The sequence below is a fragment of the Gordonia sp. LMA484 genome (genome assembly GCF_058129505.1).
This window is the reverse complement of record NZ_CM176700.1, coordinates 4,244,544-4,269,429: the sequence shown is the minus strand read 5'-3', so window position 1 is coordinate 4,269,429 and position 24,886 is coordinate 4,244,544. Positions and strand designations below refer to the sequence as shown.

The following is a 24,886-nucleotide window of genomic DNA, read 5'->3' as shown; positions in this document are numbered from 1 at the left end:
CGATCGTTGGTGCGGTCAGGTCATTTCGACGGCAGCGCGGGTCCGGCGAAGGGGAGTGGAATCGACTGTGGACCGGTCGGCGACGGACTCGACCGTGCATCAGGGGCCGCATCGGGTGGTGGTCCTGCGGTGTCGTCGCCGGGCGGACGCGGCGCGTTGCGTGCTCCTCGGATCAGCACCGTCGGGTCGTCGTTGTTGCAGTAGGTGTACAGGTACGGCTCCGGGAAGTCCGGCTGCGTGGGTGGCAGTCGAGGCAACCCGTAGTCACAGGCGTTGCGTGGATAGATGTTCACGGCTGCCCAGATCCCACCGTCGCGCATCGTGGTTGCCAGCGCACCGAGAGTGGAACCGTCGCGGTCGACGGGGAAGAAGAACTCCTGAAGGGCCGGCACACGCAGGTACGCCATCTGGGTGACGGTCGCGAGGTTTCCCAGTAGCTGCACCATCGTGGGCGCGTTGTCGGCGATGATGGCGTCGGTGGCACGCAGCGCCGCGGGTGTCCGATTCAGCAGCGTGCGATACCCGTTCTGTTTGCGTGCCGCACCGGCCATCAGGTGTTTGAGGTCCTGGGAGGTCGCGGTCAGTGCCGGCGCGCCCTGGCCGAAAGTGGTCAGCACCGTGCGACTGGTCTTGAGCAAACTCACCGTCTGTGGGAGGACCGAGTCGAGCGTCGAGATGAGAAAGGTTCCGCCGTCGATGATGTCGGCCAGACGCTGTGAACCTTGCGGGGAGACACCGAGTTCGTGGGTGATGGTCCGCAGCTTGTCCGGGTCGATCTGATCGAGCATTCCGCTGGCGTCGTCGAGCACGTTGGCGAGCGGGACCGGAGTCGACGTCTGGTCAGCCGAGATCAACGCACCGTCGGTGAGGTAGGGCCCCGTTGACGTCGACGGCCGGAAATCCAGGTACTGTTCGCCGGCCAGGGACAGGCCCGCGACCCTGACCTCGCCGCGCACCGGAATCTGCACATCCGGGTCGATGTCGGCCACGGCGACGACACCGTCAGCGCTGAGGTCGACCCTCTGCACACGGCCCACCGGGACACCGCGCAGGGTGACGTTCTGTCCGGCCAGCAGACCGCCGGATTCCTTGAGCTGCACTCGGACCACCATGGGGGAACTCGCGGGTGAACTGTGGAAGACCCCGAACGTGAGGTAGCCGAGACCGAGGATCAGGACACCGGCCAGCCCGAGTGCGGACAGCCCCAGTCGATGTCGCCGACCGGTCCGGGTCGCCGACACGATACCGCGGGCGGGCAATTCCACGAAGCCGGTCAGGAACGAGGACGGGTCGGCGGGGCCCGTGCGGGTTGTCGAGGTCATCGCGGTGGTTCCAACTTCTTGCGCAGCTTTTCCAAGGTGTAGGTGATGGTTCCGACGAAGTTCCCGACGTCGCTGACGTCGGGCAATCGGGCGCCCGGATCGGCGCGGTGTCGGGGATCGGCCAGGGCACCGATGGAAAGGTCCTGGAGGTCTGCATTGACGTGGGCTGCGGTGGAATTGGTGACCTTGATGACCGGAGCAATCAGTGCGTTCATCTTGGTGAGGTCGGCGCCGGGCGCGGTAGCAGCGTCGTTGAGGTCTTTCGACAACAAGTTCAGGTTGGCGACCAGATTCTGCGTCTTGCCGGTGGCGATCGATGGATACCGCGACAGCTGTGTACTGAGCCGACCCACCTGATCGACGAGGCTCATGATCTGTGCCGAGTTGTCGGCGATCACGGCCAGCGCGGGTCCGGCCGCGGCGATCGAGTCGTTGATGGTGTTCTGTTGCGCGGACATCGTCGAGACGAGGGCGTCGGTCTGGCGCAACGCGTTGCGGATGTCGTCGGCCCGCGCGGACAACGACGAGATGAGGCGGGTCGAGCGGGCGATCATGTCGGCGAGTTGGTCACCGTGGTCGCCGACGGTGTGGCCCAGGCCGTTCACGATGGTGGTGAGATCGCGCAGGACGCCGCCGTTGACCAAGAGGGCTGATGTGGACAGGATCTCCTCGACGCTCGTGGCCGCTCCGGTGTCCGCCAGAGCGATGGTGTCGCCGTCGCCGAGATCTGTTGTTCCGGTGGTGGTCTGACGGGGCGGTTCCAGCGCGACGAAGACGTCGCCGAGCGGGGTGGCCGAGCGCAACTCGGCGCGCGTGCCGACCGGGAGTGTGACGTCGTCGCGGACCTTCATGGTGACCACGGCGACGTAGTCGTGCACTGACATGGCCTCGACGGACCCGACGTCGGCGCCGTTGAGTTTGACCTTGGCGTCCTCTGGCAGGTTCAGGGCGTTGGCGAACTCGGCGCGTAGGGTGAAGGTCTCGGCGGACTCGCCCCCCTTGGTGGGCAGAGGAAGATCGGCGAGACCGACCCCACAACCGGCCAGCATGACGGCGCAAGCCGCCAGTGCGACCAGCCGGAGTGCGGCCTTCATCGTGGGGCTCCCGCCATCGCCTCGAGCATCCCGGTCATCCCGAAGTCGGGCCCGAAGTCGCGTAGGGTGCCGGTGGCACAGCCGAGTTGGCGCATACCCAGGACGTTGCAGACCTCCTTGACCAGCTGGCCATCGAAGAAAACCTTCTCGAGTTGTGCGTGAACTCGCGCGATGCCGGCACGTTGGTCGATCGTGTTGTAGGCGTTGTCCATCACGAGTGGCGCGACGTCGACGAACTCCGACAGCTGGCGCTGGTAGTCGGCGAGCGCGCGGGTGACCGTGGTCGCGCCGGAGACGGTGTCCGCGACATCCTTGCGACGCTGCTGCATCAGATCGGTCGCTTCACCGAGTATGGCGTTGATCTTGGCGCCGGTCGTGCCCCATCCGATGTTCTGGTCGGCCAGCAGGTCCGACATCTGCTCAACTGACGACCCGAACGCGCGAATGGCCTTGTCGTTTCGGGCTGCCGTTTCCGAAAGGACGGACATGTCGTCGACGACGCCGGTGATGGCGTCGCGGGTCTGTTTCCCGTCGTCGGGTCCGAGGGCGATGGCCCGAGAGAGTGACCCGAGCGCGGACCGGATGTCGGCGCCGTTGCCCGCGGTCATCGCTGCCCCCGTATCGAGGAGGTCGGCGACCGGACCGCTGCCGCGATTGTCGCCCCGGAGTTGCACGGACATCTTGTCGGCCATGGCAAGCATCCGATCCACCTCGACGGGCGTGCGGGTGCGGGTCAGGTCCAGGTGAGCGTGGTCATACATCCGGGGGCCGCCCTGATACGGCGGGGTCAGTTCCACATGCCGATCGGTCAGCACCGAGGTGGAGACGGTCACCGCGGTGACACCGGCCGGTATCGGCGTGTCCGAGTCGATCTGCAACTCGACTTCGACAAACCCTGCGTGGGGGGTGACCTTGGTGACCTTCCCGACCGGCATGCCGAGGACGGCGACCGCGTTACCCGCGTACAGTCCGGCGCCGTTGTCGAACTGCGCGTCTACGGTGATCGTGTGCGAACTGTCGGTGCAGGCGCGGACGACGCCGAAGACCAACAGCGCGGCAACGATGAGCAACGCCACCTTGACTATTCGGCCGCGGATCATCGGCAGTCCTTGAAGTAGGGCGGTAGGTTTACGAGGTCGGCCTGTTTGGAGATGGCGCACATCCAGGAGTCGATCAAGGGTCCGGCGGGTGCGGAGAAGTCGGTTTCATTGCCGGTCCCCGTGGCGTTCGCGAAATTGCGGACCGGGACGGGCAGGATCTCCATGGTGTTGCGCAGCAGCGTGTCGTTGCGGCGAAGGCTGTCGAGCAGACCGTCGAGATTGGTGATCAGCTTGTCGAGGCCGGTGCGGTCGGCCACCACGACCTGTCGGAGCTGGTCGGCCAGTACCGTTGTGGCGTCGAGTAGCCGATTGATCATCACCTGGCGGGTCAGCAATGCGCGCAGCAATTCTCGGCCTTGCGTGATGAGCTGACCGAGACCGTCTTGCTGCCGCCGGATCACCTCGGTGAGTTTTTGCGTGCTGGTCAGCAGCGACCCGATTTGTCCGCGCCGATCGGCGAGGATGTTCGACAGGTTCTGGACGTTGGTCAACACCTGCGGGATCAACTGCGGTGTGCCGTCGAGTTGTTGTGACAGCGTGGTCATCGACCGGCCGATCTGTTCGGCGTCCACCTGTTCGAAGGTGGTCGTCGCGTTCTGCAGTACCTGCTGCAGGTCATAGGGGACCGTGGTGTGCGAGAGCGTGATGAGACCGTCTGGTAGCGATCCGGAACCCGCGGGGGAGATTTGGATGTATCGGGAACCGAGCAGGGTGGTCAGCTTGATGGACGCCTCCGTCTCGGAGCCGAGCGCCACATCGTCGTTGACTTCCATGGTCACCGTGACGAAGGTGCCGTCCAGGCTGGTACCGGTGACCGATCCCACCGGAACGCCGGCAACGCTCACCGAATCGCCGGAGGTCACACCGGCGGCCTGAGCGAACTGCGCGTGCACCTCCTGCTTCCCGATCCCGGACGCGCTCAGTTGGATCAGTCCGAGCGCGATGACCACGATGGAAATCAGTGCGACGCTGCCGATGATGACCTTGTTCCAGCTCTCGATCGGTCGGGACATCGAGTGACGCAGACGGGCGACGACATTTCTCATGGTGTCACCTGCAGATCGGGGATTGCGTGATTTGGCCGGAGGGGGTCGCGTATTTGACGATCGACGGAATCACGGTGCTCAGCGCCGGTATCAACGTCGCGTTGAAGTTGCACAGATAGGTGTCGATGTAGGCGCCCGATTGGGTTGCTCGGGCCAATCCTTTCAGCAGGGGTGGCAGATTGAAACCGAGATAGCCGAACTCGTCCTTGTTGGCGAGGAAGTGTCCGAGGAATCCCGGTTGGCGGGAGAGCATCTGCTGTGCCTCGGGCAGGGCGGCCTGTGCCAGCGCCGATGCCCGGTCGGCCACCTGGGCCGTCGTGTCCAGCGAATGGATGAACGAATCACGTTGCGCGGTGATCTTTTCGAAGATCGTGCGGGCGCTGACCAGGACGGTGTCGATGTTGCCTCGCTGCGCTGCCATGGCGCCGATGACGCGGGAGAGGTTGTCGATGACCTCGCCGAGCACCTGGTCGGGGCCGGCGATGGATTCCGCGAGTGTCGATGTCTGGGCGACGAGGGTCGCGATCGAACTCGAATCACCCTGCAGGCCTTTGATCAGTGCCTCGGTGAGGTTGTCGACCTGTTGTGGATCGAGCACGCTGAAGAGCGGTTCGAAGCCGTTGAGGAGAGCGGAGATGTCGAAGGACGACTCGGTATGTCCGAGGGGTATCTGGCCGTCGTGCAAGGGGGCCTTGTCGGTGAAGTCGGTCCGTGACAGTCCGAGATACCGTTGGCCGACGATGTTCTGATAGATGATGGACGCCTTCGTCCCGCCGTCGACGACCTGATCGGTGTCGACCTCGAACTGCACGCGCGCGTTGGTGCCGTCGAGGGCGACGGAGTCCACCCGCCCGACGCGGACTCCGGCCATCCGGACGTCGTCCCCGGTCTTCAGGCCGGTGACATCGGTGAAGATCGCACTGTACTTCGCGGTGTCCTGTGACACGTCACGCTGGAGGGTGACCACCACTGTTGAGGTGAGCGCCAAGGCGACGAGGAGGAACAGGATCAGCCCGATGAGTGGTCTGCGGATGCTCATGATCCCCCCGGTTCGAGTTCCGATGCGTGCTCATTCGTCGGCGCGGCCGCGGACGCGGGAGAGACGTTGATGGTGGCACCGCGCGCGAGGGGACCGAGCAGGATGGTGTTCGCGCTGTTCGGACCACCCCCGACGAGTCCGCCGAGCGCCGATTGTTCTTGTTGGCTGCCGACTGAGCCGACGTTGCCGCCCATGCTCGTGGTCTGGTATCCAGGGGTGAGTCCCTTGCGCACGTCGCTCTTGAGCACCGGCGGCGACACGCTGCTGGGAGCGGTTGTGCAGCTGGGTCCTTCCAGCTTCCCGTACCGGGGGCAGTCGGCTCGCGTGTACAGCTTGTGCGGGGTGAATTGGAACAGGAACTTTCCGGTGGCGTTCTGTTGACCGACCGGCCAGAATTCGGTGAACCACTTGTCGGAGATGACTCGCAGGTTGGTGACGATCGAGGTGAAGGACGAGCTGCCCGCGGCCACCACGGAGAGGACCGGTGCTGCCTGGGTGGTGATCTTGATGATCTGGTCGGTATTGCGTCGCAGGGCCGTGTTGACCCGCGCGGTCGTCGAGATCCCCGCTCCGAGAAGATCTGAGAGAGCAGCGGACTCGCGCGCGAGGGTCTGCATCGGTGCCACCGAACTGTGCAGGGCGTCGAGGAGGTCGGGTGCCGACTTCCGTAGGCCCGTGACCGCGGTGCTCAACGAGCTCAGAGTGGAGGGGCCTCCGTCTGGCTCCAGTGCCCCGTCGAGTTCGCCGACGATGCGATCGAGCTGAGAGCCCGCCTCGGCGATCTCGGGGCCGCGCCGATCGGTGGCCGCGGCAACGGCGGCGAGCATGCCGACGGTTCGGTCGCTGCCGGCCCGTGCGGATGCGGCAACGATGTCACGCAGCTTGGTCAGGGCGGTCTGGAACTGCACGGTCGAGGCGTGGGCATCCTGCACGATGACATCGCCGCTTGTGATCGCCGGGGCGGCCCCGTTGTCGATCAGCTGGACCGACGAAACGGCGAAGACGTTGCTGGGCACCACGCGCGCGGTCACCGTGCGTGGGATGCCGGCGGCCCGCTCGGGTGTGATGGCGATGTCGACGGTGTTGTCGGCGCCACCCGTTGCCGGCTTCACTCCGGTGACCGTGCCGACGATGATGCCGCGGAACTTCACATCGGAGTTCACCGGCAGGCCGTCGCCGACGTCGGCGAGTTCGGCGGTGACACCGACGGCGGGCGTGAATGTCCCACCGGCTTTGAGCCCGATCACCGCCAGTACGACGGTGATCAGCAGGATGGCGATGATGCCGGTGACGAGGAGTCGCTTGTTCGACAACCCGTGCGGTCCGGCGTCATGGATGCTCGGGGATTTCATCCGCTCAACCTGGCGCCGCTCCCGACACCCCAGAATGCCACGGTGAGAAGAAGATTGGCGACGATCATCACCGAGATGCTGGCGCGCATCGCCCGCCCGGATGCGGTGCCCACGCCCTGTGGCCCCCCGCTGGCGTAGAAGCCGTAGTAGCACTGGATGGAGCTCGTGATGATCACGAAGATCACCGCTTTGGTCAGTGAATAGACGATGTCGGTCGGATTGAGTACGAGTGCGAAGTAATGCTGGTAGGTGCCGCCCGACAGTCCGCCGGCCAAGCCGACGACCAACTGTACCGAGATGTAGTTGACGGCCAGACAGACGAGGTAGAGCGGTATGACGGCAGCGATCGACGCCAACAGGCGGGTCGAGACCAGGTAGGGGATCGGTCGGATCGCGAGTGCTTCCAGGGCGTCGATCTCCTCGGAGATACGCATCGCGCCGAGTTGTGCGGTGAAGCGGCAGCCCGCCTGGGCGGCGAAGGCGAGAGAGGCCATGATCGGCGCGAGCTCGCGCGTGGTCGCGGTGGAGGCGACCATGCCGGTGGCGGGTTCCATACCGAGCAGATGCAGGGCGTTGTATCCCTCGATCCCCACGATGGCGCCTGCGGCGCCACCGAGCACGATGATCACCCCGGCGGTTCCACCGCCGACCACGATCGAACCATTGCCCCACGTGACGTCGGACAGGATGCGCAGGCACTCTTTGCGATAGTGCCGAACGGCGGTCGGGATCGAGACGAGCGCTCGCACAGCGAATGCGGCGAGGTGGCCGATGCGCAAGATGACGTCGAGGACCGCGTCGGTGGTGCGGACCAGCGGGCGCAGTCCGCTGGGGTAGTAGGTGGAGGCCATCAGAACCCCGTCCGGGGGAACAGCATCACGTACATCTGGGTGAAGCCGACGTTGACGAGCATCAGCAGGATGATGGACGCCACGACGGTGGCGTTGACCGAGTTGGCCACGCCGGCCGGACCACCCCGGGTGGTGAGTCCTTTCTGGCATGCGACGATCGCCACGATTCCCCCGAACACAACCGATTTCACCATCGTCAGATAGAAGTCCGACATCGTCGCGAACGAGGCGAATGTCGTCACGAAGGTTCCCGGTGTGCCGTTCTGGACGAAGGTGTTGAAGAGATACCCGGACAGGAAGCCGACAAAGCAGACGACGCCGGTGAGGGCGACGCTGACCAGCACGGCTGCGGCGAGTCGGGGCACGACGAGTCGTTGGATCACCGAGAGGCCCATGACCTCCATCGCATCGATCTCGTCCCGGATCTTGCGGGAACCGAGGTCCGCACACACTGCGGAACCGGCGGCCGAGGCCATCAGGAGGGCGGAGACCATTGGTGCGCCCTGGCGGATCACCGCGAGACCGCTGGCCGCTCCGGCGAGTGAGTTCGCCCCGACCTGGCCCGCCAGCAGTGCGAACTGGATGGACAAGGTCATGCCGATGGGGATGGCCACGAAGATCGTGGGAAGCGCCGACGCCGACGCCATGAACGTGGACTGGCGGATGAACTCTTTGACCGGGAACCGAAGTCTCAGCAGGTCGACGATCAGGTACTGCATGGCCCGAGCGCCTAGAACGCACTGTCCACCAACGGTTTCCAGTGATGCTCGGGGATGCCGGTGAACGTATCCGCCCATCCAGGCGGCGATCTCGTCGGTCGCCTGTGGTGGGGGTGGCCCTTCGTGACGCTCGCAAGCTCGCTCCTCAGGGACCGGGGGGTGCTCGGCTCGCTCCTCAGGGACCGGGGGGTGCTCGGCTCGCTCCTCAGGGACCGGGGGGTGCTCGGCTCGCTCCTCAGGGACCGGGGGGTGCTCGGCTCGCTCCTCAAGGACCGGGTGCTCGGCTCGGTTCGCGGGGACCGGGGGGTGCTCGGCTCGCTCCTCAGATGTCAGGGAATGCTCGGCTCGGCTCGCGGGGTGGTCGCCTTGTTCTGCAGGGCCCGGGGAGTGCTCGCGCCGTCCCGCAAGTGTCGGGGGATGGTCGCGCCCGCTCTCGGGAGACAGTTGGTCTTGTCGTGCTGTGCGGGTCCAGATGCCACTGTTGACGGCGGGCATCGGTTCCCCCTCTCTGGCCCGGTGGATTCCTCGGCATCCCACGTCCGATCGCGGGACGCCGGGGCCGCGGCGCGCACCCCGGGCCGCGGGCACGACACCGGAGAGCGGTGGTCGTCAGATGTACCAGCCGCCGTTGACGCCGATGGCCTGACCGGTGATGAACCCGGCCTGTTCCGAGCACAGGAATGCGGCTGCCGCAGCGACGTCGCCGGGCAGACCGGCGCGGCGCACCGGTGTCAAGGCGGCGAGGTCGTCGAGCGCGGGCAGCAATCCCTCCTCGACCGCCTTGTCGGCCATCGGCGTGGAGATGATCGAGGGCGGAATGGTGTTCACGGTGATCCCGTGCGGTGCATATTCGAAGGCGAGCGCCTTCGTCAGCCCGATGACACCACCTTTGGACGCGACATAGTGGGCCCGTTCGGGCGCCCCCGACTGGGCACTCGACGACGAGATCGTGACGATGCGTCCCCACTGCCCGGCCTGCATGTCCCCGATGACGGCCTGGGTGCAGTTGAAGGTTCCGGTCAGGTTGACCGAGATGATCCGGTCCCATTCATCCTGTGCGATATCCGGATACGGCATCTGGGATTCGACGCCGGCGCTGGTGACGAGGATCTCCACCGGTCCGAACCTCTCGCGGATCATGCCCATCGCCTTGTCGACCGCGGTCCGATCCGAGACGTCGACCGCGAATGCGATGGCTTCCGCGCCGCGGGCACGTAATTCGGCGGCGACATCTTCGGCGGCATCGCCGTTCTGATCGAGGACACCGACCCGATGCCCGGCGTCGGCGAGATGCTCGGCGATCGACCGGCCGATTCCCGATCCGCCGCCGGTGACGACAGAAGTGCGGACGGAGGTCGTGACCGTTGTGGTACTGGTCATTTCGACTCACCGGCCTTCGGGGTGAACTCGAGATGCAACTCGGTGAGCCCGCGGAGGATATAGGTCGGCTCGAAGTTGTACCGTCGATCGCCATCGACACCGTGGTGCTCCTCGGAGACCCGGATGTCGTCCATTCGCTCGAGGAATCGTTCGACCGAGACCAGACCCTCGATCCGGGCGAGCGGACCACCGGGACATGAATGGATTCCCTTGCCGAACGTCAGGTGCTCGCGAACATTGGTCCGGTCGAGATCGAAGGTGTTCGGGTCCGGGAAATGGTCGGGGTCACGATTGGCCGCCCCCGGGCAGAACATCAGGATGGTGCCGGCGGGCACCTCGGTGTCACCGACGGTGGTGGTCTTGCGGGCCACCCGGAAACCGCTCTTGACCGGGCTCTCCATCCGCAGGGTCTCCTCGATGAACGTCGGGATGATCCCCGGATCGTCGCGCAGTCGCTGCTGCAGGTCGGGCTGCTCGCCGATGAACCGCAGCGCCGCGCTGATCAGCTTCGTGGTGGTCTCCTGGCCTGCGGCGAAGAGGAAGGTCGCGGTGCGGACGACCTCGAAGACCTCCGGGGTGCTGCCGTCCTTGTACTTGGATTCGGCCAACGAGGTGAGAACGTCCCCTCGCGGCTCGGCGCGCCGTTCCTCGATGTAGGCGGTGAACTTGTCGTCGAGCCACTGCAGCGGGTTGTCCGCCATGATCTCCGAGTCCAGAGCGCCGGGCCGGCTGCCTTTGCGTGGCACCCCGAGCGCGGTCCGGAACTCCTCATGATCCTCTTCGGGCACCCCGAGCAGATCGGCTATCACGAGCAAGGAGAACGGCTTTGCGAACTCCTCCATCAGCTCGCACTCGCCACGGGCGATGAACTCGTCGATGAACTCGTCGACGAGCCGACGCATGAACTCCTCGTTCTCCTTGATGCGGCGGGGCGTCAGGAGGCGGCTGAGCAGACCGCGAGCGCGCGTGTGATCGGGAGGGTCCATGGTGACCATGTGCTCGTGCAGGGGGAGCTCGTCGCGGTGCGCGTCGATCAGGTCGCTGATGTCGTCACCGGTCACCTCGAACGGGAGGCCCGGGAAGGGGCCGGTGGGGGAGACGCACGACGAGAAGGTTGCGGGGTCCTTGAGGACGGTCACCGCCTCGGCATGGCCGGTGATCGCGAGGACACCGAAGTGCGGCTCTTTGGCCACTGGACACTTGCTCCGCATCTCGTCGAAGTACGGATTGGGGTCGGGGACCAGGCTCTGATCGGTGAAGAAATTCAGAGAAGTCAGATCGCTCACCGGAAACCTCCTGTGGGGCAACGGTCGTCAGATGCAAAGTTCTGCTGGCTGAAGAAAATGGTCGGCAATGCTGAGCGAGTGCTCAGCGGCGTGTAATACTTGTTACCACGCGCCACAGATGAGGTCAAGATCACAGTCGCCGAGAAAGGGTGATTGTGCCGGTTTAGGGTGAAATGTCGAGTCGATGAGAGGTGACATGGTGGCCGAGCGGAGATTCGGATCGACGGAGGCGAAGAATCGTTCGATCCTGTTGGATGCAGCCGAGATTCTGATGCTCGAAAGCGGCTACGCCGCAGTCACTTCACGGAAGGTCGCCCAGGCGGCGGGGTTGAAGCCGCAGCTGGTCCATTACTACTTCCGCACGATGGACGAGCTTTTCCTGGAGATGTTCCGGCGGAGAGCCGAACAGGGGCTCGAGCATCAGCGCGCCCTGCTGGAGTCGCCGCAGCCGCTCTGGGCGCTCTGGCAGTTCAGTATCGATCCATCGGTCGCCCAGTTCGCGACCGAACTCGTCGCACTCGCGAGTCATCGACCTGCGCTACGCGCGGAGATCGCACGGTACTCGGATCAGCTGCGGGTGCAGGCGCGGGAGGCGATCGAGAAGATCTTGCCCACCTACGACGTCAAACCGTGGGATCCTTCGGCCGACGTCGTGATCGTGATGATCACCAGTGTGTCCCGAATGGTCATGATGGAGAAACAACTCGGCTTCGACACCGGACACCGCGAGACGTTCGAGTACATCGAGCGCTTCATTCACAAATTGGAAGGTGACCCCCGCCCGCACCATGTCACCGCGTCGATCGGTTACGCCTGAGAACGGTTGTGCCGCAGCCGTAGCCCCGACAACACGCTCGCCAGCGCGGTTCGCACATCGGCGACCTCGATCCGCATCAGATCATCCTGCGACAGGGAGTCGAGGTCGCCGGAGGTACTGAGCCGGTACTCGCGTTCCTCCTCCGCTGCCTCGATGATGTTGCGGATGAAGCGACCGTTGCCCGCCACGTCGCTCGCTCGCCGTATACCCGAATCGCCGACCTGCACGTCGTGGTAGAGCGGCGTGCATGCCTGTTCGAGTTCGGCGACCGATGCGGGGGTCAGCAGCGAATCCCGCTTGCGTGCGATGAAATCCCCGATTTGTGCGAGCTCGTGCGGGGTATAGGACTCGAAGCGGACGCGACGGGCGAACCTGGAGGAGAGACCGTCGTTGGAGGCGAGGAAACGATCGATCTCGGCGTCGTAGCCGGCGATGATCACCACGAGCCGGTCGCGGTCGTCCTCCATCCGGGCCAGCAGTGTGTCCACCGCCTCCTTGCCGAAGGCATCGCCACCGGACAGGCCCTGTTGGATCAGCGTGTACGCCTCGTCGATGAACAGCACGCCGTCCATCGCGGAGTCGATGACCGCCGACGTCTTCGGCGCGGTCGAACCCAGATGCTCGCCGACCAGGTCGCGGCGGGTCGCCTCGATCACCTTGTCGGTCTTGATGAATCCGAGTCCGCAGTAGATCTTGGCGACGATGCGTGCGACGGTCGTCTTGCCGGTTCCCGGCGGACCGGTGAACGCAAGATGCAGGCTGCGCGATGCCGTGTTCAGGCCGCGGTCGGCACGAATCTTGGCCAGGGTCGCCGCCGACTGCAGTTTGGCGACCTGTTCTTTCACCGACTCCAGGCCGATCTGATCGGCGAGCTCACGCTGGGCCTCGGTGACCATCTCGGTCATCTCGGGCTGATCGGTGGTGTCGGCGACGAGGGTCTCGACCGGTGCCACCGCCGACGTCGGGTCCCACGGGTCGCGACGCTCTGCGATCTGCTCCGGGGAGGTCAGCACGAGCCGGAAGCCCGTCGACTTGAGTGCCTGACCGGCCGGGGACCCCGGGTCCCGGGCGTAGGCCTGCTCGAAAAGGGCCTGTGCCTTCTCTTCGTGCCCTTGCTCGCGCAGTGCCATGCCGTGCACGAACATCGCCTGGGTGGCCAACGTCGGGATCGGGCCGTCGATGGCGTTCTGGAGTCGTCGGATGCCCTCACCGAACATGCCCATCTGGACGCACGCACTGCCGGCGAGGAAGTCGGCGGCAGCCTGCAAGAAGGTGTCGCCCCACTTCTCGGAGCGGCGCAGCGCGGTCAGCAGATCGGGCCATCGCTGTGCTGACATGAACAGACTCGCCTGGACGTATTCGACGATCGGCACACGATGTGCGGCCGGGACCCCGTCGAGGACCTCCTGCGCACCCGCGAAGTCCTCGCCGCGCATCAGCGACGCCGCGTACGCGGCGGTGGCCTCCGTGACGTCGGAGAGCGGGTACGTGATGAAGCCGGCATCCCAGCGACCGACCAGCGTGCGCTGCGGGAGGCCGAGTCGGCGCTGTTCATGACCGATGGTGGACCGGGTGCGGTAAAGCGCGAGGAGCACCTCGTCGGTGTCCTCGCCGCAGGCAAGTCGGCCCAGCCAGGCGTCGGCCATCGTCGGGTCCCACTCGCTGGCCCGCGTGAACGCCTTGGCGGCCTGCTGGGGGTTGTTGACGGGCTCCTGACCCTCGACGGCGATACCCAGCGACAACACGCCGAGCTCGAACAACTGCCTGGCCTTGCGGACGTCAGCCATCGGGTCCCCCAACCACTTCCTCGTGCAGGTCACCCCGTGATCGCCGACCTGTCCGTGTCAGGTGCTCAGCCTAGCGTTGCCGTGGGTCACGCCGACACGCGGGCGCGCGGGCCCCTCACCTACACTCGACAGCGTGAGTGCGCAGGTGGATACCGTTTCAGCCGCAGCCGGCAGCCCCGAGCAACCCCAACCTTTCCGGGAACTGGGACTCAAGGACGACGAATACGCCCGGATCCGCGAGATCCTCGGCCGTCGACCCACCGACGCGGAGCTCGCGATGTACTCGGTGATGTGGTCCGAGCACTGCAGCTACAAGTCGTCGAAGGTGCACCTGCGCTATTTCGGTGAGACGACCACCGACGAGATGCGGTCGAGCATGCTCGCCGGGATCGGCGAGAACGCCGGCGTGGTCGACATCGGCGATGGGTGGGCGGTGACGTTCAAGGTCGAGTCGCACAATCACCCCAGCTACGTCGAGCCCTACCAGGGTGCGGCGACCGGTGTCGGCGGCATCGTCCGCGACATCATGGCCATGGGAGCCCGGCCGATCGCGGTGATGGACCAGCTGCGGTTCGGCCCGGCCGATGCCCCGGACACCCGACGTGTTGTCGACGGCGTGGTGCGCGGCGTGGGCGGGTACGGCAACTCGCTCGGCCTGCCCAACGTCGGCGGTGAGACGGTTTTCGACGCCAGCTACGCGGGAAATCCCCTGGTCAACGCGCTGTGTGCGGGTGTGTTGCGTACTGAGGACCTGCATCTGGCGTTTGCCTCGGGTGCGGGCAACAAGATCATCCTGTTCGGTGCCCGCACCGGGCTCGACGGTATCGGCGGAGTGTCGGTGCTGGCGTCGGAGACCTTCGATGACGACGGCGAACAATCAGGGCCCTCCCGCAAGAAACTGCCCAGCGTTCAGGTCGGCGACCCGTTCACCGAGAAGGTGCTCATCGAGTGCTGCCTGGAGCTCTACCACGCCGGACTGGTCGTCGGCATCCAGGATCTCGGCGGTGCGGGGCTGTCGTGCGCGACATCCGAGCTCGCCGCTGCGGGCGATGGCGGCATGCACATCGACCTGGAGAAGGTGCCGATGCGCGCGGAGGGCATGACCCCGGCCGAGGTGCTCTCCAGTGAGTCGCAGGAACGGATGTGCGCGGTGGTCACCCCGGAGAACGTCGAGGCGTTCCTCGCCGTCTGCAAGAAGTGGGATGTGCTGGCCACGGTGATCGGTGAGGTCACCGACGGTGACCGTCTGGTCATCACCTGGCACGACGAGACCGTCGTCGATGTCCCGCCACGGACCGTGGCGCTCGAGGGTCCCGTCTATCAGCGGCCGGTCGCACGGCCGGACTGGCAGGATGGCGTGACCGAGTCGACCACCGCGCCGCTGCAGCGGCCGGACACCCCCGAGAAGCTGCGGGACACCGCGCTGCAGATGCTGGCGTCGCCGGCACTGTGCAGCCGCAAGTTCATCACCGAGCAGTACGACCGCTACGTGCGTGGCAACACCGTGTTGGCCGAGGCCGCCGACTCCGGCATGGTCCGCATCGATGAGGCGTCGGGCCGGGGGATCGCCCTGGCCACCGACGCGTCGGGCCGTTACACGTTCCTCGACCCGTACCGCGGCGCGCAGCTGGCGCTGGCCGAGGCATACCGCAACGTCGCCGTGTCGGGTGCGGCGCCCAAGGCGGTCACCAACTGCCTCAATTTCGGATCGCCGGAGGATGCCGCCGTCATGTGGCAGTTCCAGCAGGCGGTCCGCGGGCTCGCCGACGGCTGCGCGCAGCTCGGCATCCCGGTCACCGGCGGCAATGTGAGCTTCTACAACCAGACCGGGTCCACGGCGATCCTGCCGACGCCGGTCGTGGGTGTACTGGGCGTGATCGACGACGTGCATCGACGCGTTCCGACCGGATTCGGTACCGAGCCCGGGGAGACGCTGATCCTGCTCGGCGAGACCCGCGACGAGTTCGATGGTTCCATCTGGGCCCAGGTCAGCCACGATCACCTCGGTGGTGTGCCGCCGCAGGTCGACCTCGAGCGCGAACGGCTGCTTGCCGACATCATGGTGGCCGCGTCACGCGACGGGCTGGTGTCGGCCGCCCACGACCTCTCCGAGGGCGGGCTGTTCCAGGCCGTCGTCGAGTCCGCACTGGCCGGTGAGACCGGGTGCCGCATCCTGCTTCCGGAAAACGCCGATCCGTTCGTGTGGCTGTTCTCGGAATCCTCCGGGCGCGCCGTCGTCGCGGTTCCGCGGACCGAGGAATCGCGTTTCTCGGCGATGCTCGATGCCCGCGGGATGCCGTGGACGCGGATCGGCGTCGTCGACCAGGGCAGCGACTCGGTGTCGGTGCAGGATCAGTTCGAGATCACGCTCGACGAACTGCGTGAGACCCACGAGGGAACGCTGCCGAAGCTGTTCAGCTGATGGTCGGTGAGCCGGGGGTCTTCGGGCCCGATCAGCTCGACGAGCTCGTGTGGTTCTACGACATGCACGGGTATGCGACGCTGCGGGGCGTACTGACCGAGCCCGATGTCGGTGCGATCGAACACGAGTGCACGGCAGCGCAACTCGCGATCGTCGCCGGCGAGCTCGAGCCACGATACGGCTCGACGGTGTTCCTCGACGACGAGGACAAGGCCTCGGTCTTCGCGAACTACGTCGAGTATGTCAGCGAGATCGCGTCCGCCGTGCGGCGTGCGGTGACGCACCCGGCCCTGACCGCGGTGATGACACGTCTACTCGGCGACTCGGCGTGGCTGCGGGAACATGAGCAGTTCGGGGTCGTCTATCAGGACGCGCGTCCGGGCTCGGAGTCCGGCTACACGCGCATCGGTTGGCATTCCGACTGGCAGGCGGGCCCGAGTCTCGATGTGTGGCCGTCCACGGCCTTCACGATCCACGTCGACGAGACGAGCCCGGCCAACGGGTTCCTGCGTGTGGTGCCCGGATCGCATCTCTGGGCGACGCCGGCGCCGTATCGCAACGTCAACGGCGTCGAGGTGCCCCAGACCGCGCGGCCCGTCGGGGGCCGGACCGATCGGCAACCCCCGTTCGACATGCCGCTGCGATTCGACAAGATCCCCGGGGAGGTCGCGATCTACGCCGAGCGCGGTGACATCTTGCTGCACGACGCCTATCTCTGGCATTCGGCCGCGCGTGCCACCGACGACGACGCGCGCCGCCGTCATGTCCGCGGTGGCTACTTCGGTGGCACCAAACCTGCTGCGGGCGTAGAGGAGTTCATCAAGAACGCCGCCCGGTAGCTGAGTGATTCCGGCAATGTCCCCCTGTTGATCGAGTGGGCGCCGAGCCGCCTCCTGCTGGTCGAGTGGGCGCTGAGCCGCCTCCTGCTGGTCGAGTGGGCGCTGAGCCGCCTCCGCTGGTCGAGTGGGCGCTGAGCCGCCTCCGCTGGTCGAGTGGGCGCCGCGTCGCCTCCGCTGGTCGAGTGGGCGCCGCGTCGCCTCCGCTGGTCGAGTAGGCGCCGAGCCCCTGGGCGAGGCACCGTATCGAGACCTGGTGTGGTGTGCGGGGTCTCGATACGCTCGCTCGTTCCTCGCGGGCTACTCGACCAGCGGAAGGGGCAGCGCAAGTTGCGGCAGGCCCCGAAGGTGTCCCCTTCCCGGGTTCTCAGCCGGATGGGGGTCGCCGAGCCGCCCCTGCTGGGCGAGGCACCGTATCGAGACCTGGTGTGGTGTGCGGGGTCTCGATACGCTCGCTCGTTCCTCGCAGGCTACTCGACCAGCGGAAGGGGCAGCGCAAGTTGCGGCAGGCCCCGAAGGTGTCCCCTTCCCGGGTTCTCAGCCGGATGGGGGTCGCCGAGCCGCCCCTGCTGGGTGAGGCGCCGTATCGAGACCTGGTGTGGCGTGCGGGGTCTCGATACGCTCGCTCGTTCCTCGCGGGCTACTCGACCAGCGGAAGGGGCAGCGCACGTTGCGGCAGGCCCCGAAGGTGTCCCTTTCCCGGGCCCTCAGTCGGGATGGGGGTCGCCGAGCACGGCGGCCAGGGCTTCGGGGTCGTCGGTGGTGATCTGGTCGACGCGAAGCTCGAGCAGACGGCGGACGTTTCGCAGCGATGTCGTGTCGATCCGACTGACCGTATAGGCATCGACCGTCCGGCCGGCACGGTGGAAGGCGCCGACGACGTCGTGACCCAGCCGGTCGGCCTCGAGGATCAGGCGCTGCTCGAGGTAGACCATCTCGGCGTGGGGAGACGCCGCGACCGCCCGCTCGACGAACCCGTCGAAGTCCCGGGACCACAGGACCCGCCGTACGGCGCCGTGATGGCAGGGGTCGTATCCGATGCGGATGTGAGGCACGGGATCTGTCAGGATGCGGACGGCCTCGGCATCGCCGCAGGACAGTATCGCGTGCGGTGCGAACGGTGTCACGGCCTTGATGAACGCTTCGACGGCGGTCGAATTCAGCGTTGTGGCGTCTTCTTTGAAATCCAACTGCAGCATGGCTTCCGGATGCGCCCCGGTAGTGCCGAGAAGAGTGGCGAGATCGTCGAGCAGTAGCACCGGCTCGCGTGTGGGCCTTCCATCCGGTGCACGCAGGGTCAGGCGGCGCAGTTCGTCGGCCGCGAGATCGGATACCTGTCCGGTGCCGGTCGTCGCATGCCCGACGTCGCGGTCGTGCAGTACCGCGAATCCCTGGCCGGCATGGATCACCAGGTCGATCTCCACACTGGCCCCCGCCTGCATGCCCTCGACGATCCGGGTTGCCGTGAACGGGGTGTCGTCGGCGCGGCGACGGGCTCTGTGCCATTTCAACAGGGTCTTGTGACCCTCGTGCCGCACGGCCACCGGTGCGATCGTGGAAATGGGCGTCGGGTCATCCGGCCGGTGCACGAACGCGACCTTACGCCGCTGCGATGAACGGAGGATGACATGCGCTTCTCGCTGGGCCGCTGGATCGGCATGGTCACCGGGGCCGAATCGCTGGGATTCCTCATCCCTGTTCTCGGGCTCGCGATCACTACCGTGCTCGGGCTCGGAGCGTGGTCGGCGTGGATGATGGTTGCACTGTTCGGTGCCGGGGAGGGCGCGCTGCTCGGGCTCGGCCAGGCGGAGGCGTTGCACGGCACCGCGATGGCGGTGCCGGTACGGCGATGGGCGGTCGCCACGGCAGCCGCCGCGGCGGTCGCGTGGTCGCTGGGGATGTTGCCCTCCACGCTGATGGATGCCGGGATCGACGTCGACCTGCACAACCCGCTCACCTGGCTCGGGATGACCATAGGCGGACTTGTACTCCTGTTGAGCATTCCGACCGCGCAGTATCTGGTCCTGCGCGGCCGAGTGGATCGGGCCGCGCTGTGGATTCCGGTGAACCTCGTCGCGTGGTCGGTCGGGCTGATGTTCACCTTCCTGCCGGGGCCGTTCATCGACGAGAGCACCCCGGGCGCGGTGTTGGCATCGGCGTTCGCGGTCGCCGGTGTGGGCATGGCGGCGACCGTGGCCACCATCACCGGCTTGTTCTGGCGGAATCGGGCCGCGGCGTCGAGTTCGCCGAACAATGCCCAGGAAAGTGGAACATGTTCTAGTTTGGGTGCATGACTCTTCGAGTGGTCGAGTGGTCGACCGGAACTGTGGGACGCCATGCCATCGCCGGGATCGACGCCCGGCCGGACCTGGAACTGGTGGGAGTGTGGGTGTCCGACCCGGCGAAGGTCGGCAAGGATGCCGGAGAGCTGGCCGGACTGGATCGTGAACTCGGCGTGATCGCCACCAACGACAGGGACGCGCTCATCGCGCTGAAACCCGACTGCATCGTGCACACGGCAATGACCGACGACCGGATCTTCGAGGCGATCGACGACCTCATCTCGTTCGTCGAAGCGGGGATCAACGTGGTCTCGAGCGGTCCGGTCCTGCTGCAGTTCCCGCACGGCATTCTCAACGACGATCTGCTCGATCGCATCGCAGCGGCCGGGGAGACCGGGAACGCGAGTCTGCATGTCAACGGCATCGATCCCGGGTTCGCCAATGACGTCCTGCCGCTGTCGATGACGAGTCTCTCGCAGCGCATCGACGAGCTTCGCTGCCTGGAGATCGCCGACTACTCGACCTACTATCAGCCGGTGGTCATGAAGACCATCTTCGGCTTCGGTCAGTCGATGGATGAGACCCCGATGCTGCTGTACCCGGGCGTGCTCTCGATGGGGTGGGGCAGCGTGGTCCGGCAGCTCGCCGCCGGTCTCGGGTTGACCCTCGACGAGCCGTTGGTGGAACGGTTCGACCGTGTCGCGGCCGACCGCGACTACCCGACGGTCTCCGTGGACATCGCCGAGGGCACCATGGCCGCACTGCATTTCGAGGTCGTCGGTCAGGTCAACGGCGTCGACCGGGTGGTGGTCGAGCACTACACGCGCACCCATCCCGACCAATGCCCGGACTGGCCGAAGCCCGCCGACGGTGACGGGTGCTATCGCATCATCGTCTCCGGCGAACCGCAGATGACGGTGGAGTTCTCCCACCACGGCGAGAACGGCGACCACAACGTCTCGGGCATGATCGTGACCGCCATGCGACTGGTCAATTCCGTTGCCGCCGTGGTAGACGCGAAACCCGGGCTGGTGACCGCGCTCGACCTGCCGCCGGTGAGCGGTCGGGGGTTGGTGGCGGGGTGAATTCGGAGCCCACGGGGGTTTCGATACGCGGCGTGCTCGCAAGCTTGCTCGTCGCTACTCAACCAGCGGGTGGGGGCGGCGTGCTCGCAAGCTCGCTCGTCGCTACTCAACCAGCGGGTGGGGGCGGCGTGCTCGCAAGCTCGCTCGTCGCTACTCAACCAGCGGGTGGGGGCGGCGTGCTCGCAGGCTTGCTCGTCGCTACTCAACCAGCGGGTGGGGCGAGTGGCCCTTCCGCTGGTCGAGTAGTCGCGAGCGGCAGCGAGTGACGAATCGAGACCCGTTGAGCCCCTAAGCCTTCGCCATGTGCTTCTCGGCGTAGCGACGCTTCCACTCCTCGCGCGAGCGGATCGATACGTCGACGTCGGTTGCCGAGCGCCGCAGCGCACCCACCTTGATCTCATCGCGGGTGTGCTTGTCCAACGGATTCCAGTTGAAGAAGCGCGCCGAATTCTCCCACGAAATCTGATTGATGTCGGAGTCGTCGGCTCCGGCTGCCTGTAGTTCGCGCAGCATTTGTTCCGGCGCATCGGGCCAGAAGCAGTCCGAGTGCGGATAGTCGCACTCCCAGGCGATGTTGTCGATGCCGATCTCGTGGCGGAGCAGCAGCGACGTCTTGTCGGTGACATAGCAGGCCAGCGAGTGGTCGCGGAAGACCTCGCTGGGCAGCTTGTCGCCGAAATCGCGGCGAAGCCACTTCTGGTTCGTGTAATGCCGGTCGCTGCGGTCGAGATAGAAAGGTATCCAGCCGATCCCGCCCTCGGAGAAGGCGAACTTGAGGTCGGGATAGGTGCGCATCGCCGGGCCCCAGAGTAGATCCTGGGCGGCGAGCGCAGAGATCTGCGACGCCAGCACCATCAGGCTGTCGATCGTCGAATCCTTGGCCAGCTGGAGCGCTCCGAAGCCGGTACCGATGTGTAGGCACATCACCAGCCCTGTCTCGGACAGGGTCTCGAAGACCGGACCCCAGTAGTCCATGTCGTGATAGCTCGGCAGACCCTCCAGGTGCGGGAGTTCGGGCATGGTCACCGCGCGGCAGCCCTTGGCGGCGACCCGTCGGATCTCCTTGCACATCGCCTCGACATTCCATGTCGGCAGCAGCGCGAGGGGAATGAAGCGATCCGGGTAGGCGCCGGCCCATTCGTCGATGTGCCAGTCGTTGTATGCCGACACCATCACCAGGGTGACGTCGCTCTGATGCTGATTGAGATGACGGGCGGAGAAACCGGCGAAGGTGGGGAAGCACATCGAGGCCCAGATCCCGTTGCGGCTCATGTCCCGAACGCGCTCATGGACGTTGTAGACACCCGGCCGCATCTCGGCGAATCCCGCAGGGTCCCGACCCCATTCCTCGGCGGGCCAGGACACGACGGCGTTCAGCCCGCTGACGCCTGCCTGCTTGCCCATGTAGATCCACTGGTCCACGCCCTTGTCGTCGGTCACGACGACCGGCGCCTCGTCACGATACTTCTCGGGCACATGGCGCAGGAACATGTCCGGGGGCTCCACGACATGGTCGTCGATGCTGATCAGCACCAGGTCATCAACATTCATCTTCATCTCCTTCGCTGGACTATCGGCTTGCACCGGTCATGGACGCTCGCAGTGCGTGATCCAGATCGATCGTGCGGCCACATCGCCGAGCACGATGTCGGTTCCTCCGTCGCGGGTCGTCACCGACATGGTTCCCGCGAACGGACGAGTCACTCCTACGGTGACCACCTGGTCGAGAGTGAGATCGACCTGATCGAAGTACTCGAGCATCGCGGGGTCGGAGTCGTCGATCCGGGCGATCACACCGCGGTCGCCGGCAGCACAGGTCGCCAGCAGTGTCATCGCGGTGGGCGGCAGGCTCCCGTCCGCGCGGGGGATCGGATCGCCGTGCGGGTCACGGGTCGGGTGTCCGAGACGTTCGTCGATGTGATCGATCGCGCGGTCGGACGCGGCGTAGGCGAGCGCGACCGCGTCGTCATGCACTTCATGCCATCCGTAGTCCAGTTCGCGGACGAGGAACGTCTCCATCAGGCGTTGTCGTCGGATGATCTCCAGAGCGGCGCGGCCACCGAGTGCGGTCAGCTGCACCGAGCCGTACCGCTGATGGAGCACCAGGCCGCGATCGTCGAGCCGACGCAGTGCCGTCGACACCGTGGAAGGCGCGACGTGCAGCTGCTCGGCGATCGATGATGTGGTGACCTTGTCGGCGGACCATTCGCCTGCGCTCCAGATGGCCTTCAGGTACTCGCACGACGCCGTCGACAGCTCGGCAAGGATCGTGGTCTGCGGTGCCGGTAAGGCTGAGGTTTCGACGCTCACGTGACCAGCGTAACACCGATCTCGAATTGAGAGAATGCAATTCTCGCGTCTTCGCCTACGGCCCTGACGGATTGGCGCAGGTCACGAAGGCGCGGGCGACAGCGGCTGGCATATCTGCCTGCCAGTTTGCGACGAGTGGTATTGGCATTCTCATTATTCGCAAGTAACGTATCCGCTGATGGACTACACGACTGAAACCGCATCGGGCATCTCGCTGGAGGTTGCCTACGGGCCGGACGCGCGGACTGACACGCCGCCGAATCCCGGCGAGTTCCCCTTCACCCGAGGAAACTTCCCGACCGGCTATCGAGGCCGGCTCTGGACCTTCCGGCAGTACTCGGGTTTCGGCACGGCCGAGGAATCGAACCGTCGGTACCGCTATCTGCTCGACCAGGGCGGCACCGGGTTGTCGGTTGCCCTTGACCTGCCCACGCAGTGCGGGTATGACTCGGACGACCCCGAGGTGTCCGAGGAGGTCGGTCGGGTGGGGTGCGCGGTCGACACCCTGGCGGATGCCGAGGTGCTCTTCGACGGCATCCCGCTGGACAAGATCAGTACCAGCTTCACGATCAACGGGACAGCCGCGATCCTGCTGGCGTTCTACGTGGCCGCGGCCGAACGCAAGGGTGTCCCGCGCGAGAAGCTCACCGGCACCATCCAGAACGACATCCTCAAGGAGTACGCCTCCCGCGGCACGTGGATCTGGCCGCCGGAGCCGTCGCTGCGGTTGATCGCCGACACCATCGAGTTCTGTGCGGCAGAGGTGCCGCGGTTCAACGCGATCTCGGTGGCCGGAGCCCATTTCCGCGATGCGGGTGCGAACGCGGTGCAGGAGATGGCGTTCACGCTCGCCGACGGCGTGACATACTGCGACACCGTCGTCGAGCGCGGCCGGATGACCATCGACCAGTTCGCGCCGCAGATCTCGTTCTTTTTCTACACCCACGGCGACTTCTTCGAGGAGATCGCGAAGTACCGCGCCGGACGACGCCGGTGGGCCACCATCGTGCGGGAGCGTTACGGGGCGACGGCGGACAAGGCGTCGATGTTCCGGTTCGGTTGTGTCGCCGGGGGTGTGTCGCTGTATGCCCCGCAGGCGCAGAACAATCTGGTGCGTGTCGCCTACGAGGCGATGGCGTCGGTGCTGGGTGGGGTGCAGTCGATGTTCACCGCGGCCTGGGATGAACCGTTCGCTTTGCCGAGCGAGGAGTCCGCGACTCTCGCGCTGCGTACCCAGCAGATCCTCGCGATGGAGACGGGCGTGACCCGGGTGGCCGATCCGCTCGGCGGATCGTACTTCGTCGAGGCGCTCACCGACGCCACCGAGGAACGGATCATCGAGATCATGTCCGACCTCGAAGCCCACGGTGGCATGGTGCGATCCATCGAAGACGGGTACCTGCAGGGGTTGATCGCCGACGAAGCCTACCGGATCCACCAGGAGGTGGAATCGGGTGATCGGCCGGTCGTCGGGGTCAACCGCTTTGTCTCCCAGGAGGAGGCGCCGGAGATCTCCACCTACGAACTCGACGCCGAGGGCCGCGAGCTGCAACTCAAGCGGCTGGCAAAGGTGAAGGCCGAACGCGATCCGAGTGCGGTCGCATCAACACTGGCGGCGCTGTCGCGCGCCGCGGAAGGGGATGACAACCTGATGCACTCGCTGATCGACTGCGCCAACGCCTACTGCACGGTGGGGGAGATGGTCACCGCGCTCAAAGACGTGTGGGGCGAGTTCTCCCAGCCGGTGGTGTTCTGATGACCGCGCGCGTCCTGGTGGCCAAACCCGGGCTCGACGGCCACGATCGCGGCGCGAAGATCGTCGCTCGAACCCTGCGTGATGCCGGATTCGAGGTCATCTACACCGGCATCCGGCAGCGGATCGAGGACATCGTCTCCATTGCGCTGCACGAGGATGTGTCGGTCGTCGGACTGAGCATCCTCTCGGGAGCCCACGTTGCGTTGACCACCCGCACCGTCGAGGCGCTGCGGGCCGCGGACGCCGGGGACATCGCGGTGGTGGTCGGAGGGACGATCCCGCAGGCCGACGTGAAGAAACTGTTGGAGGCCGGCGCCGCGGCCGTGTTCCCGACGGGAACGCCCCTCGAAGAGTTGGTCACCGGGGTTCGGGCGTTGACGACGACATCGGCATGAGCGGGAG

The 24,886-nt window shown here is 66.0% G+C and carries 21 protein-coding genes; 7 read left to right on the top strand and 14 right to left on the bottom strand.

Features of this window, described 5'->3' with window-relative positions:
* Positions 1–20: 20 nt before the first annotated feature.
* The 10 genes from AC4AMJ_RS18900 to AC4AMJ_RS18855 all read right to left on the bottom strand — a co-directional run bounded on the left by AC4AMJ_RS18900 (position 21) and on the right by AC4AMJ_RS18855 (position 11,189).
* Positions 21–1,322, bottom strand: a complete 1,302-nt coding sequence (locus AC4AMJ_RS18900; RefSeq protein ID WP_489899487.1) for an MlaD family protein — start codon at positions 1,320–1,322, stop codon at positions 21–23.
* Positions 1,319–2,416 carry an MlaD family protein gene (locus AC4AMJ_RS18895; RefSeq protein WP_489913885.1) on the bottom strand — a complete coding sequence of 366 codons (1,098 nt, stop codon included), beginning with the start codon at positions 2,414–2,416 and terminating at the stop codon, positions 1,319–1,321. The genes AC4AMJ_RS18900 and AC4AMJ_RS18895 overlap by 4 nt, the downstream gene beginning before the upstream one ends.
* The gene (locus tag AC4AMJ_RS18890) at positions 2,413–3,516 is read right to left on the bottom strand and encodes an MCE family protein (protein WP_489913883.1); all 1,104 of its coding nucleotides are present in this window, start codon (positions 3,514–3,516) and stop codon (positions 2,413–2,415) included. The genes AC4AMJ_RS18895 and AC4AMJ_RS18890 overlap by 4 nt, the downstream gene beginning before the upstream one ends.
* Positions 3,513–4,562, bottom strand: a complete 1,050-nt coding sequence (locus tag AC4AMJ_RS18885; protein ID WP_489899490.1) for an MCE family protein — start codon at positions 4,560–4,562, stop codon at positions 3,513–3,515. The genes AC4AMJ_RS18890 and AC4AMJ_RS18885 overlap by 4 nt, the downstream gene beginning before the upstream one ends.
* Positions 4,563–4,566: 4 nt before the next feature.
* Positions 4,567–5,601, bottom strand: coding sequence for an MlaD family protein (locus AC4AMJ_RS18880; protein ID WP_489913882.1), 1,035 nt, complete (start codon positions 5,599–5,601; stop codon positions 4,567–4,569).
* The gene (locus AC4AMJ_RS18875; RefSeq protein ID WP_489913880.1) at positions 5,598–6,953 is read right to left on the bottom strand and encodes an MlaD family protein; all 1,356 of its coding nucleotides are present in this window, start codon (positions 6,951–6,953) and stop codon (positions 5,598–5,600) included. Before AC4AMJ_RS18875 ends, AC4AMJ_RS18880 begins: the two co-directional genes overlap by 4 nt.
* The gene (locus AC4AMJ_RS18870; protein WP_489913878.1) at positions 6,950–7,804 is read right to left on the bottom strand and encodes an MlaE family ABC transporter permease; all 855 of its coding nucleotides are present in this window, start codon (positions 7,802–7,804) and stop codon (positions 6,950–6,952) included. The genes AC4AMJ_RS18875 and AC4AMJ_RS18870 overlap by 4 nt, the downstream gene beginning before the upstream one ends.
* Positions 7,804–8,601 (bottom strand): MlaE family ABC transporter permease, encoded by a 798-nt coding sequence (locus tag AC4AMJ_RS18865; protein WP_489899494.1) that lies wholly within the window; start codon positions 8,599–8,601, stop codon positions 7,804–7,806. Before AC4AMJ_RS18865 ends, AC4AMJ_RS18870 begins: the two co-directional genes overlap by 1 nt.
* 531 nt (positions 8,602–9,132) lie before the next feature.
* Positions 9,133–9,903: an SDR family NAD(P)-dependent oxidoreductase gene (locus AC4AMJ_RS18860; protein ID WP_489913876.1), complete on the bottom strand. Its 771-nt coding sequence runs from the start codon at positions 9,901–9,903 to the stop codon at positions 9,133–9,135.
* Positions 9,900–11,189 carry a cytochrome P450 gene (locus tag AC4AMJ_RS18855; protein WP_489913874.1) on the bottom strand — a complete coding sequence of 430 codons (1,290 nt, stop codon included), beginning with the start codon at positions 11,187–11,189 and terminating at the stop codon, positions 9,900–9,902. Before AC4AMJ_RS18855 ends, AC4AMJ_RS18860 begins: the two co-directional genes overlap by 4 nt.
* A gap of 184 nt (positions 11,190–11,373) precedes the next feature.
* Between AC4AMJ_RS18855 and AC4AMJ_RS18850 the strand changes: the two genes are divergently transcribed.
* Positions 11,374–12,006 (top strand): TetR/AcrR family transcriptional regulator, encoded by a 633-nt coding sequence (locus tag AC4AMJ_RS18850; RefSeq protein ID WP_489899497.1) that lies wholly within the window; start codon positions 11,374–11,376, stop codon positions 12,004–12,006.
* Here the strand turns inward: AC4AMJ_RS18850 and eccA are convergent.
* On the bottom strand, positions 11,997–13,793 hold the full coding sequence (gene eccA / locus AC4AMJ_RS18845; protein ID WP_489913872.1) for a type VII secretion AAA-ATPase EccA: 1,797 nt from the start codon (positions 13,791–13,793) through the stop codon (positions 11,997–11,999). The genes AC4AMJ_RS18850 and eccA overlap by 10 nt on opposite strands.
* A gap of 133 nt (positions 13,794–13,926) precedes the next feature.
* Between eccA and purL the strand changes: the two genes are divergently transcribed.
* Both purL and AC4AMJ_RS18835 read left to right on the top strand, forming a co-directional pair.
* Complete coding sequence (purL, locus tag AC4AMJ_RS18840) at positions 13,927–16,215, top strand: phosphoribosylformylglycinamidine synthase subunit PurL (protein ID WP_489913870.1); 2,289 nt, start codon at positions 13,927–13,929, stop codon at positions 16,213–16,215.
* Positions 16,215–17,054 carry a phytanoyl-CoA dioxygenase family protein gene (locus tag AC4AMJ_RS18835; RefSeq protein WP_489913868.1) on the top strand — a complete coding sequence of 280 codons (840 nt, stop codon included), beginning with the start codon at positions 16,215–16,217 and terminating at the stop codon, positions 17,052–17,054. Before purL ends, AC4AMJ_RS18835 begins: the two co-directional genes overlap by 1 nt.
* Positions 17,055–17,758: 704 nt before the next feature.
* Here the strand turns inward: AC4AMJ_RS18835 and AC4AMJ_RS18830 are convergent.
* Positions 17,759–18,640, bottom strand: a complete 882-nt coding sequence (locus AC4AMJ_RS18830) for a glycerophosphodiester phosphodiesterase (protein ID WP_489913866.1) — start codon at positions 18,638–18,640, stop codon at positions 17,759–17,761.
* 39 nt (positions 18,641–18,679) lie between these two features.
* Here AC4AMJ_RS18830 and AC4AMJ_RS18825 point away from each other — a divergent pair, with 39 nt between their 5' ends.
* The gene (locus AC4AMJ_RS18825; protein WP_489913864.1) at positions 18,680–19,345 is read left to right on the top strand and encodes a hypothetical protein; all 666 of its coding nucleotides are present in this window, start codon (positions 18,680–18,682) and stop codon (positions 19,343–19,345) included.
* Entirely contained in the window at positions 19,342–20,418 is a 1,077-nt protein-coding gene (locus AC4AMJ_RS18820) for an NAD(P)H-dependent amine dehydrogenase family protein (protein ID WP_489913862.1), read from the top strand. Before AC4AMJ_RS18825 ends, AC4AMJ_RS18820 begins: the two co-directional genes overlap by 4 nt.
* Before the next feature lie 288 nt (positions 20,419–20,706).
* Here the strand turns inward: AC4AMJ_RS18820 and AC4AMJ_RS18815 are convergent, their stop codons facing one another.
* Complete coding sequence (locus AC4AMJ_RS18815) at positions 20,707–21,969, bottom strand: amidohydrolase family protein (protein WP_489899504.1); 1,263 nt, start codon at positions 21,967–21,969, stop codon at positions 20,707–20,709.
* A gap of 36 nt (positions 21,970–22,005) precedes the next feature.
* Positions 22,006–22,728, bottom strand: coding sequence for a metal-dependent transcriptional regulator (locus AC4AMJ_RS18810; protein ID WP_489913860.1), 723 nt, complete (start codon positions 22,726–22,728; stop codon positions 22,006–22,008).
* Between the two features lie 178 nt (positions 22,729–22,906).
* Here AC4AMJ_RS18810 and AC4AMJ_RS18805 point away from each other — a divergent pair, with 178 nt between their 5' ends.
* Together AC4AMJ_RS18805 and AC4AMJ_RS18800 are read left to right on the top strand one after the other, a co-directional pair.
* On the top strand, positions 22,907–24,484 hold the full coding sequence (locus AC4AMJ_RS18805; protein ID WP_489913858.1) for a methylmalonyl-CoA mutase family protein: 1,578 nt from the start codon (positions 22,907–22,909) through the stop codon (positions 24,482–24,484).
* Entirely contained in the window at positions 24,484–24,879 is a 396-nt protein-coding gene (locus AC4AMJ_RS18800) for a cobalamin B12-binding domain-containing protein (protein ID WP_489899507.1), read from the top strand. Before AC4AMJ_RS18805 ends, AC4AMJ_RS18800 begins: the two co-directional genes overlap by 1 nt.
* Positions 24,880–24,886 lie beyond the last annotated feature (7 nt).

Bases quoted from the DNA above. Each gene is read 5' to 3' on its own strand.
- AC4AMJ_RS18800 (WP_489899507.1), top strand. From the start codon at position 24,484: ATGACCGCGCGCGTCCTGGTGGCCAAACCCGGGCTCGACGGCCACGAT.
- AC4AMJ_RS18885 (WP_489899490.1), bottom strand. From the start codon at position 4,562: ATGAGAAATGTCGTCGCCCGTCTGCGTCACTCGATGTCCCGACCGATC.
- AC4AMJ_RS18805 (WP_489913858.1), top strand. From the start codon at position 22,907: ATGGACTACACGACTGAAACCGCATCGGGCATCTCGCTGGAGGTTGCC.
- AC4AMJ_RS18825 (WP_489913864.1), top strand. From the start codon at position 18,680: ATGCGCTTCTCGCTGGGCCGCTGGATCGGCATGGTCACCGGGGCCGAA.
- AC4AMJ_RS18860 (WP_489913876.1), bottom strand. From the start codon at position 9,903: ATGACCAGTACCACAACGGTCACGACCTCCGTCCGCACTTCTGTCGTC.
- AC4AMJ_RS18880 (WP_489913882.1), bottom strand. From the start codon at position 5,601: ATGAGCATCCGCAGACCACTCATCGGGCTGATCCTGTTCCTCCTCGTC.
- AC4AMJ_RS18875 (WP_489913880.1), bottom strand. From the start codon at position 6,953: ATGAAATCCCCGAGCATCCATGACGCCGGACCGCACGGGTTGTCGAAC.
- AC4AMJ_RS18865 (WP_489899494.1), bottom strand. From the start codon at position 8,601: ATGGGCGGATACGTTCACCGGCATCCCCGAGCATCACTGGAAACCGTT.
- AC4AMJ_RS18870 (WP_489913878.1), bottom strand. From the start codon at position 7,804: ATGGCCTCCACCTACTACCCCAGCGGACTGCGCCCGCTGGTCCGCACC.
- AC4AMJ_RS18900 (WP_489899487.1), bottom strand. From the start codon at position 1,322: ATGACCTCGACAACCCGCACGGGCCCCGCCGACCCGTCCTCGTTCCTG.
- AC4AMJ_RS18850 (WP_489899497.1), top strand. From the start codon at position 11,374: ATGAGAGGTGACATGGTGGCCGAGCGGAGATTCGGATCGACGGAGGCG.
- eccA (WP_489913872.1), bottom strand. From the start codon at position 13,793: ATGGCTGACGTCCGCAAGGCCAGGCAGTTGTTCGAGCTCGGCGTGTTG.
- AC4AMJ_RS18895 (WP_489913885.1), bottom strand. From the start codon at position 2,416: ATGAAGGCCGCACTCCGGCTGGTCGCACTGGCGGCTTGCGCCGTCATG.
- AC4AMJ_RS18890 (WP_489913883.1), bottom strand. From the start codon at position 3,516: ATGATCCGCGGCCGAATAGTCAAGGTGGCGTTGCTCATCGTTGCCGCG.
- AC4AMJ_RS18820 (WP_489913862.1), top strand. From the start codon at position 19,342: ATGACTCTTCGAGTGGTCGAGTGGTCGACCGGAACTGTGGGACGCCAT.
- AC4AMJ_RS18835 (WP_489913868.1), top strand. From the start codon at position 16,215: ATGGTCGGTGAGCCGGGGGTCTTCGGGCCCGATCAGCTCGACGAGCTC.
- AC4AMJ_RS18815 (WP_489899504.1), bottom strand. From the start codon at position 21,969: ATGAATGTTGATGACCTGGTGCTGATCAGCATCGACGACCATGTCGTG.